The organism is Sphingomonas sp. (assembly GCF_042095875.1).
In the GTDB taxonomy this organism is placed as follows: Bacteria; Pseudomonadota; Alphaproteobacteria; order Sphingomonadales; family Sphingomonadaceae; genus Sphingomonas.
The window spans coordinates 1-4,503 of the sequence record NZ_JBELMJ010000089.1 but is presented as its reverse complement, the minus strand read 5'-3'; the positions used below and the strand labels follow the sequence as shown (position 1 = coordinate 4,503).

General features: G+C 66.0%; 8 protein-coding genes and 1 pseudogene. All 9 read left to right on the top strand.

Going from position 1 to position 4,503, the window contains the following annotated elements; translation table 11 throughout:
* On the top strand, positions 1–419 hold a 419-nt coding region (locus ACFDS6_RS16605; protein WP_375273202.1), incomplete at its 5' end, for an EF-Tu/IF-2/RF-3 family GTPase.
* Between the two features lie 259 nt (positions 420–678).
* The gene (gene rpsJ, locus ACFDS6_RS16600; RefSeq protein WP_375273201.1) at positions 679–987 is read left to right on the top strand and encodes a 30S ribosomal protein S10; all 309 of its coding nucleotides are present in this window, start codon (positions 679–681) and stop codon (positions 985–987) included.
* Between the two features lie 290 nt (positions 988–1,277).
* Positions 1,278–2,012, top strand: coding sequence for a 50S ribosomal protein L3 (rplC, locus tag ACFDS6_RS16595; RefSeq protein WP_375273200.1), 735 nt, complete (start codon positions 1,278–1,280; stop codon positions 2,010–2,012).
* Positions 2,013–2,627, top strand: a complete 615-nt coding sequence (rplD, locus tag ACFDS6_RS16590; protein WP_375273199.1) for a 50S ribosomal protein L4 — start codon at positions 2,013–2,015, stop codon at positions 2,625–2,627.
* Entirely contained in the window at positions 2,620–2,934 is a 315-nt protein-coding gene (locus ACFDS6_RS16585; protein WP_019516014.1) for a 50S ribosomal protein L23, read from the top strand. The genes rplD and ACFDS6_RS16585 overlap by 8 nt, the downstream gene beginning before the upstream one ends.
* A gap of 1 nt (position 2,935) precedes the next feature.
* Entirely contained in the window at positions 2,936–3,775 is an 840-nt protein-coding gene (gene rplB, locus ACFDS6_RS16580; RefSeq protein WP_375273198.1) for a 50S ribosomal protein L2, read from the top strand.
* Between the two features lie 3 nt (positions 3,776–3,778).
* On the top strand, positions 3,779–4,054 hold the full coding sequence (rpsS, locus tag ACFDS6_RS16575) for a 30S ribosomal protein S19 (RefSeq protein ID WP_017979490.1): 276 nt from the start codon (positions 3,779–3,781) through the stop codon (positions 4,052–4,054).
* Positions 4,054–4,431 (top strand): 50S ribosomal protein L22, encoded by a 378-nt coding sequence (gene rplV, locus ACFDS6_RS16570; RefSeq protein ID WP_017979489.1) that lies wholly within the window; start codon positions 4,054–4,056, stop codon positions 4,429–4,431. Before rpsS ends, rplV begins: the two co-directional genes overlap by 1 nt.
* Positions 4,431–4,503: pseudogene (locus tag ACFDS6_RS16565) on the top strand (30S ribosomal protein S3); the annotation flags it as partial. The gene rplV and the pseudogene ACFDS6_RS16565, both read left to right, overlap by 1 nt.

The following is a 4,503-nucleotide window of genomic DNA, read 5'->3' as shown; positions in this document are numbered from 1 at the left end:
TCACCGGCGTCGAGATGTTCCGCAAGCTGCTCGACCAGGGCCAGGCCGGCGACAATATCGGCGCGCTGATCCGCGGCGTCGGCCGTGAAGAGGTGGAGCGTGGCCAGGTGCTCGCGAAGCCGGGTTCGATCAAGCCGCACACCGATTTCAAGTCGGAAGTGTACGTCCTGTCGAAGGATGAGGGCGGCCGTCACACCCCGTTCTTCGGCAACTATCGTCCGCAGTTCTACTTCCGCACCACGGACGTGACCGGCACCGTCGAGCTGCCCGAGGGCACCGAGATGGTCATGCCGGGCGACAACGTCGCGCTCGGCATCAAGCTGATCGCGCCGATCGCGATGGACGTCGGCCAGCGCTTCACCATCCGTGAGGGCGGTCGTACCGTCGGTGCGGGCGTGGTCGCCGAAATCCAGAAGTAAGCTGCTGCCGCCCTTCTGGGCGGATCGGTAAAAAACAGCCGCCCGGCGCGCCGAATGGTGCGTCGGGCGGTTGCCTTTTTGTGGGAGCGCCTTTACAGGCCGCGCCTTCGCATTCTTGAGTTTCGGCTCTTTCTCGTCTTCCCGGCCTCCCGCAGCGGATCGGCCAGGATCTTATCCCGCCGGCGTTGGCCTGCGGTACGGGCCCTCCGGCGCCAGCCGGTGGGAAGACGGCCGGAGTCGACCGCAATCGGTAGGGAACATGGACAGCAACATCCGCATCCGCCTCAAGGCGTTCGACCATCGCGTGCTCGACCAGGCGACCGGCGAGATCTCGGACACCGCCCGCCGCACCGGCGCGCTGATCCGCGGCCCGATCCCGCTGCCCACGCGCATCGAGAAGTTCACCGTCAACCGGGGCCCGCACATCGACAAGAAGTCGCGCGAGCAGTTCGAGGTGCGCACCTACAAGCGCATGCTCGACATCGTGCAGCCGACCCCGCAGACGATCGACGCGCTGATGAAGCTGGACCTCGCCGCGGGCGTTGACGTGGAGATCAAGCTGGCGTAATGGCGCCGCTCGCTCGCGGTTGACTGAGTCCCGCGAGTGAAAGTTGTGCTTCCGCGAAGGCGGGAGCCCAGACTGGGTCCCCGCCTTCGCGGGGACACACGCTGAACAACGAGATACCGCCAGTCGCCTTCGGGCGCTGGGACAGCGTCTCCCGTCTGCTTCCTTCGGGAAGCACCAGCCCGGGACGGGGGCACGCTTCGCATTTCCGGGCTGACTGATCCTCGCTTCGGCGGGGATCGCAAGCACCTGGGGGATGGTCCTTCAGGTGCCTCTGTCTGGGAGCAAGGATCATGCGCACCGGCGTGATCGCGAAGAAGATGGGGATGACCCGCCTGTTCCAGGACGATGGCCGCCACGTGCCGGTCACCGTTCTGCAGCTCGAGGCGCTTCAGGTCGTCGCCCGCCGCGAGAAGGACACCGACGGCTACACCGCCGTCCAGCTTGGCGCAGGCGTCGCCAAGGCCAAGAACGTCGCCAAGCCGCAGCGCGGCCAGTTCGGCAAGGCGGAAGTGGAGCCCAAGGCGATCGTTCACGAGTTCCGCGTCACCGAGGAAAACCTCCTCGATGTGGGCGCCGAGATCTCGGCCGAGCATTTCGTCGCCGGCCAGTTCGTCGACATTCAGGGCCGCACCCAGGGCAAGGGCTTCGCGGGCGGCATGAAGCGTTGGGGCTTCGGCGGTCTGCGCGCCACCCACGGCGTCTCGGTCTCGCACCGTTCGCTGGGTTCGACGGGTAACCGCCAGGACCCGGGCCGCGTCTTCAAGAACAAGAAGATGGCCGGTCACATGGGCGACAAGAACCGCACCCAGCAGAATCTGGAAGTGGTCGGCACCGATGCCGAGCGCGGCCTGATCTTCATCAAGGGTTCGGTTCCCGGCTCGAAGGGCGGTTGGCTGTTCGTCAAGGATGCCGTGAAGCTCAAGCCGAATGCCGATGCGCCGCGTCCGGCCGGCCTGAAGGCTGCCGCAAACACCAACACCGTCGAGGCGCCCGCCGCCGACGCGACTGACGCGCAGGAGGCGTAAGTGCAGGTCAAGGTTCTCTCCTTCACCGGCGATGCCGGCGCGGAGATCGAGCTCAACGACGAGGTCTTCGGCCTCGATCCGCGCGCCGACATCCTGCACCGCGTCGTGACCTGGCAGCTCGAGAAGCGTCGTGCCACCGCACGCGGCACGCGCGAGCGCGCCGACGTGGCACGCACCGGCAAGAAGTTCGGTCGCCAAAAGGGCGGCGGTACCGCCCGTCACGGCGATCGCCGCGCGCCGGTGTTCATCGGCGGTGGTAAGGCGCACGGCGCCCGCGTCCGCGACTTCAACCCGTCCCTGAACAAGAAGGTTCGCGCACTGGGCCTGAAGATGGCGCTGTCGAGCCACGCCAAGAACGGCTCGCTGATCGTGCTCGACGGCTTCTCGGTCGCCAAGACCGCCGAGCTGAAGGGTCACTTCGCGACGCTGAACGCGGGCAAGCGCACGCTGGTCATCGACGGCGACGCGGGCGAGAGCTTCCGCGCCGGTCGCAACCTGGTCGGCGTCGACATGCTCCCCGCGGTGGGCGCGAACGTCTACGACATCATCAAGGCTGACACGCTGGTCCTGACCCGCGCGGCGGTCGAGAAGCTGGAGGCTCGCTTCAATGGCTAAGCAGGCAAAGGCGATCGACAACCGTCACTATGACGTGATTGTCGCGCCGCACATCACCGAGAAGGCTACGCTTCTCTCCGAGCAGAACGCGGTCGTGTTCAAGGTCGCCAACAAGGCGACCAAGCCGGAGATCAAGGCAGCGGTCGAGGCGCTGTTCGACGTGTCCGTGAAGAGCGTGAACACGATCGTGCAGAAGGGCAAGACCAAGCGCTGGAAGGGTGCGCCCTATCAGCGTTCGGACATGAAGAAGGCGATCGTGACCCTGACCGAGGGCCAGTCGATCGACGTCACCGAGGGGGCCAAGTAAGATGGCACTCAAGCATTTCAATCCGACCTCGCCCGCGCAGCGCGGCCTGATCCTCGTCGACAAGTCGTCGCTGTGGAAGGGCAAGCCCGTCAAGGCGCTGACCGAGGGCAAGTCGAAGACCGGCGGCCGCAACAACAAGGGCCACGTGACCAGCCGCGGCATCGCGGGCGGCCACAAGCAGCGTTACCGCCACATCGATTTCAAGCGTCGCAAGTGGGACGCCGAGGGCACGGTCGAGCGGCTGGAATACGATCCCAACCGCACCGCGTTCATCGCTTTGGTGTCCTACGCCGACGGCGAGCAGGCCTATATCATCGCGCCGCAGCGTCTCGCGGTCGGTGACAAGGTGATCGCGGCGAAGAAGACCGACACCAAGCCCGGCAACGCGATGGAGATCGGCCAGGTCCCCGTCGGTACCATCGTCCACAACGTGGAGATGAAGCCGAACAAGGGTGGGCAGATCGCGCGCTCGGCCGGCACCTACGTGCAGGTCGTCGGTCGCGATCGCGGCATGGTGATCGTTCGCCTGAACTCGGGCGAGCAGCGCTACATCCGCGGCGAGTGCATGGCCACGGTCGGTGCGGTGTCCAACCCGGATAACCAGAACACCAACCTGGGCAAGGCCGGCCGTTCGCGCTGGATGGGCAAGCGCCCGCTGACGCGCGGTGTCGCGAAGAACCCGGTCGACCACCCGCACGGCGGTGGTGAGGGCCGGACCTCGGGCGGCCGTCACCCGGTCACCCCGTGGGGCAAGCCGACGAAGGGTGCGCGCACCCGTCACAACAAGTCGACCGACAAGATGATCATCCGGTCGCGTCATTCGACCAAGAGGAAGGGCTAAACCATGGCTCGTTCAGTCTGGAAGGGCCCGTTCGTCGAACTGAGCCTTCTGAAGAAGGCGGAAACCGCGCAGGATGCCGGTGGCCGCGCGCCGATCAAGACCTGGTCGCGTCGTTCCACCATCCTGCCGTCGTTCGTCGGCCTCACGTTCAACGTCTACAACGGCCGCAAGTTCGTGCCGGTGTCGGTCAATGAAGACATGGTCGGCATGAAGCTGGGTGAGTTCGCGCCGACGCGCTACTTCCCGGGTCACGCCGCTGACAAGAAGGGCAAGCGCTGATGAGCAAGCCTGCATCCCCCCGTAAGGTCGGCGACAAGGAAGCCCTGTCGGTCGGCACCCAGATCCGTGGCTCGGCGCAGAAGCTGAACCTGGTCGCTGGCCTCATCCGCGGCAAGAAGGCCGGCGATGCGATGAACATCCTCTCCTTCTCGACGAAGGCGATGGCGGTCGACGCGCGCAAGGTCCTGGCTTCGGCCATCGCCAATGCCGAGAACAACCACAACCTCGACGTCGACGCGCTCGTCGTCGCCGAGGCGTCGGTCGGCAAGTCGATCACCATGAAGCGGTTCGCCACGCGCGGCCGCGGCAAGTCCACCCGCATCCTGAAGCCGTTCTCGCGGCTGCGGATCGTCGTGCGCGAGCAGGAAGAAGCCTAATGGGTCACAAGAGCAACCCGATCGGTCTGCGCCTGCAGATCAACCGCACCTGGGACAGCCGCTGGTACGCCG

Coding starts and splice junctions, on each gene's coding strand:
- rpsJ (WP_375273201.1), top strand. CDS start 679: ATGGACAGCAACATCCGCATCCGCCTCAAGGCGTTCGACCATCGCGTG.
- rplC (WP_375273200.1), top strand. CDS start 1,278: ATGCGCACCGGCGTGATCGCGAAGAAGATGGGGATGACCCGCCTGTTC.
- ACFDS6_RS16585 (WP_019516014.1), top strand. CDS start 2,620: ATGGCTAAGCAGGCAAAGGCGATCGACAACCGTCACTATGACGTGATT.
- rplB (WP_375273198.1), top strand. CDS start 2,936: ATGGCACTCAAGCATTTCAATCCGACCTCGCCCGCGCAGCGCGGCCTG.
- rpsS (WP_017979490.1), top strand. CDS start 3,779: ATGGCTCGTTCAGTCTGGAAGGGCCCGTTCGTCGAACTGAGCCTTCTG.
- rplV (WP_017979489.1), top strand. CDS start 4,054: ATGAGCAAGCCTGCATCCCCCCGTAAGGTCGGCGACAAGGAAGCCCTG.